This window comes from Streptomyces sp. WELS2, from assembly GCF_013870595.1.
Classification (GTDB): domain Bacteria; phylum Actinomycetota; class Actinomycetes; order Streptomycetales; family Streptomycetaceae; genus Streptomyces.
This window is the reverse complement of the sequence record NZ_JACBWZ010000568.1, coordinates 1-4,202: the sequence shown is the minus strand read 5'-3', so window position 1 is coordinate 4,202 and position 4,202 is coordinate 1. Positions and strand designations below refer to the sequence as shown.

Here is a 4,202-nt window from a genome sequence, read left to right as displayed (position 1 = left end):
ACGCGGTCTCCGGGTCCGCGTGCAGCGCCGACGCCACGGACCACAGCGCGTCGGCGCGCCGCGCGACCTCCTCCCCGATCCGGCGGTACAGCGACACGAGACCTCCTCGATGCGGCGGGTGTGCTCCGTGCCGGGCCGGGTTCCACCCGGACGGCTCCTGACACCGGGCCGCCGGGTTTGGGGCGCCCCGCCGGTGCAACACGGTGGGTGCGGAACCGAACAGCTCAGGAGGCAGCCATGGACCACTCCCGCGTACCCGTGCTGGAGGCTCTGCAGGAGTTCCGGCGACGAGGGGACGTGGTGTTCGGGCCGCCCGGGCACAAACAGGGCCGGGGAACCGATCCACGGGTGGCCGACATCCTCGGGCTGGACGTGTTCCGCTCGGACGTGCTCACCCTCAACGGGCTGGACGACCGCCGCCAGTCCCAGGGGGTGCTGGAGCAGGCCCAGGAACTGATGGCCGACGCGGTCGGCGCCGACCAGGCGTTCTTCTCCACCTGCGGCAGCTCCCTGTCCGTGAAGACCGCGATGCTCGCGGTCGCCGGACCGGGGGAGAAGCTGCTGCTGTCCCGCAACGCCCACAAGTCGGTCATCGCCGCGGTGATCATCAACGGGGTGGAGCCCGTCTGGGTGCACCCCGAGTTCGACGGCGAACGGCACATGGCCCATCCGCCGGAGGCCGACGACGTCCGCGACCGGCTGCGCGAGCACCCCGACGCCAAGGGCATGCTGCTGATCACCCCCACCGACTGGGGCACCTGCGCCGACGTGCGCGCGGTCGCCGACGTCTGCCACGCCGCCGACGTCCCCCTCATCGTGGACGAGGCGTGGGGCGCCCACCTGCCCTTCCACTCCGGCCTGCCCGTGTGGGGCATGGACGCGGGGGCCGACCTGGTCGTCACCAGCGTGCACAAGATGGGCGGCGCCATCGAGCAGAGCTCGGTCTTCCACCTCCAGGGCGACCGGGTCTCGCCGACCGTGCTCAAACAGCGTGAGGACCTGCTCGGCACCACCAGCGCCTCCTGCCTGGTCTACGCCGCCCTCGACGGCTGGCGGCGGCAGATGGTCGAGCAGGGGCACGACCTGCTGGACGCGGCGCTGCACCGCGCCGAACGCGTCCGGGCCCAGCTGCGGGAACTGCCCGGGCTGCGGGTGATGGGCGGCGAGATCGTCGACGAGGGGCTGGCCGCCGAGTTCGACCCGCTGAAGATCGTCGTCGACGTACGGGGCCTCGGCATCAGCGGTATGCAGGCCACCGAGTGGCTGCGCGCCAACTGCCACGTCGACATGGGCGGCTCGGACACCTGCCGGATCAGCGCCTCCATCACCCACTCCGACGACGAGCAGACCGAGAAGCTGCTGGTGGAGTCCGTGCGTTCGCTGGTGGAGCGGGCGGACACCATCGAGCGGCGCCCGGCCGTGCACCTGCCCGAGCCGCGTGCCCTGGAGCTGGAACAGGCGCTCCTGCCCCGGGACGCCTTCTTCGGCCCGGCCGAACAGGTGCCCGCCGAACGGGCCGTGGGCCGGATCGCCGCCGAGACGCTCAGCCCCTATCCGCCGGGCGTGCCGGTCGTGGCACCCGGCGAGGTCATCACCGCGGAGATCGTGGACTATCTGCGCAGCGGGATCGCCCACGGCTTCCTCGTGCCGGACGCGGCGGACTCCTCCCTGGACACCTTCCGCGTCGTCGCCCGCCCCTGACCGGCCGGACCCCGCAACCGTTCGAACTGCGCCGCGCCGGGTCAGCGCCTAGGGTGGCGGTGCGGGCGGCCGGGCACCGGCGGCCCCGCACCGGGTCAAGAAGCCGGCCCTGCTGACGGACACGTCCGCGGCAGGGGGCTGTGGCCCTGCCTACGGTCCCCGGGCCGGACCAGCGCGTCCGGCGGGCCCGCCGTCCCGGCAACTCGATACGAGACGGCCCGACTTCACCCCGACCGGGAACTCCCCGAGGTTCCCGGTTTCGGACGCCCCGGCCCGGGGACCTCGGTACGAGGCCGTCATCGGCCGCCTCCACCCGGGACCCACCCGACGCGAGCCGTGGTGCCGGCCGTGCCCCCGGCGGGGGCCACCGTGCGGCGGACACCCGCCCGTTCGAGCCGGGCCCGCCCCGTGACCAGCGAAGGAATTGCCACTGATGAGCGAGACGAACCCCCTGAAGCGAGCCGCGGACAAGGTGGCCGACGCCCTCCAGGGAGGACCCACGGGCCCCGAGGACGGCATCCCGGGCAAGCCGGGCCCGAAGACGCCGCCGGTCGCCGAGCCGACCGACCCCCACGAGCCCTTCCCGCCCAAGCCCGACCAGACCGGCCCCGACACCGTCTCCCCGACCGGGCAGCCGACCGGCGCCGACCAGGCCCGGATGGCGCAGAGCGGCAGCTATCTGACCAACGCCCAGGGCACCCGGCTGTACGACACCGACCACTCCCTCAAGGCCGGACCCCGCGGCCCGGTGCTCCTGCAGGACCACCACCTGCGGGAGAAGGTCATGCACTTCGACCACGAGCGCATCCCCGAGCGCGTGGTCCACGCCCGCGGCGCCGGGGCGCACGGCGTCTTCCGCAGCTACGGCACCGCGGCCAACGTGACGAAGGCGGCCTTCCTCGCCGAGGACGTCGAGACCCCGGTGTTCGTCCGCTTCTCCACCGTGCTCGGCTCCCGGGGCTCCTCCGACACCGTGCGCGACACCCGCGGTTTCGCGACCAAGTTCTACACCAGCGAGGGCGTCTTCGACCTGGTCGGCAACAACATGCCGGTGTTCTTCATCCAGGACGCCATCAAGTTCCCCGACGTCATCCACGCCGGCAAACCGCATCCCGACCGGGAGATCCCGCAGGCGCAGAGCGCCCACGACACCTTCTGGGACTTCGTCACCCTGCACACCGAGGCCACCCACCACACCCTGTGGAACATGTCCGACCGGGGCATCCCGCGCTCGTTCCGCACCATGGAGGGCTTCGGCGTCCACACCTTCCGCCTGGTCAACGCGGCCGGCGAGACCACGCTGGTGAAGTTCCACTGGAAGCCGAAGCTGGGTGTGCACTCCCTGGTGTGGGAGGAGGCGCAGATCATCAACGGCGTCGACCCCGACTTCCACCGCCGGGACCTCGCCGACGCCATCGAGGCGGGCGCCTACCCGCAGTGGGAGTTCGGCATCCAGACCTTCCCCGACACCCCCGACCAGACCTTCGAGGGCATCGACCTGCTGGACCCGACCAACATCGTCCCCGAGGAACTGGCCCCCGTTCAGCCGATCGGGCTGCTCACCCTCGACCGCAACCCGTCCAACTTCTTCGCCGAGACCGAGCAGGTCGCCTTCCACGTGGGCCACGTCGTCCCCGGCATCGACATCACCGACGACCCGCTGCTCGCCGGCCGGCTCTTCTCCTACCTGGACACCCAGATCACCCGCCTGGCCGGACCCAACTTCCCACAGATCCCGATCAACCGGCCGCACGCCCCGGTCAACGACATGCTCCGCGACGGCTTCCACCAGACGGCCGTCCACCGGGGCGTGGCCCCCTACCGGCCCAACTCCCTCGACGGCGGCTGCCCGTTCACCGCCGGCGCGAACCTGGGCGCGTACGTCGAGACGCCCGTACGCGTCCCCGAGGCGACCAAGGTCCGCGAGGCGCCCGAATCCTTCAACGACCACTTCAGCCAGCCGCGCCGGTTCTGGCTGAGCATGAGCCCGCCCGAGCGCGAGCACATCATCGGCGCCTACACCTTCGAACTCGGCAAGTGCTACGAAGTGGCCATCCGGGAACGGGCGTTGCAGGTCCTGGCCAACATCGACCCGGAGCTGTGCGCGGGTGTCGCGGCCGGCCTCGGCCTGCCCGCACCCGAACCCACCGTGCCCCTCGCCGACGTCCAGCCCAGCCCCGCCCTCTCCCAGGTCGGGCGGACCTGGCCCACCGACGGCCGGATCATCGGCATCCTCACCGGACCCGACGGCGACCTCGACGGGGTACGGGCCGTCCGCCAGGCGGTCCTCGACGGCGGCATGGTCCCGCTGATCGTGGCACCGGTCGGCGGCACCCTCGGCGACGGCGCCGACGCCCTGACCATTCAGCGGACCTACGCCACCGCGCGCTCCGTGGAGTTCGACGCGGTGCTGGTGGCGGGCACCCCCGGGGTCGGCGCCGACGCCTACGGAGGCGAAGGCGTCGGCCGTGCCGGCCAGGGCGAGGGCTGCGGTGATGACG

2 protein-coding genes are annotated in these 4,202 nt (G+C 72.5%); both read left to right on the top strand.

Annotation, left to right across the window (positions count from 1 at the left end; translation table 11 throughout):
- The first annotated feature begins 237 nt into the window (after positions 1 to 237).
- Positions 238 to 1,701: an aminotransferase class I/II-fold pyridoxal phosphate-dependent enzyme gene (locus H5J33_RS25790; protein ID WP_181797258.1), complete on the top strand. Its 1,464-nt coding sequence runs from the start codon at positions 238 to 240 to the stop codon at positions 1,699 to 1,701.
- A 433-nt stretch (positions 1,702 to 2,134) separates the two neighbouring features.
- A partial coding sequence (locus tag H5J33_RS25785) for a catalase (protein ID WP_181797257.1) occupies positions 2,135 to 4,202 on the top strand: 2,068 nt, incomplete at its 3' end.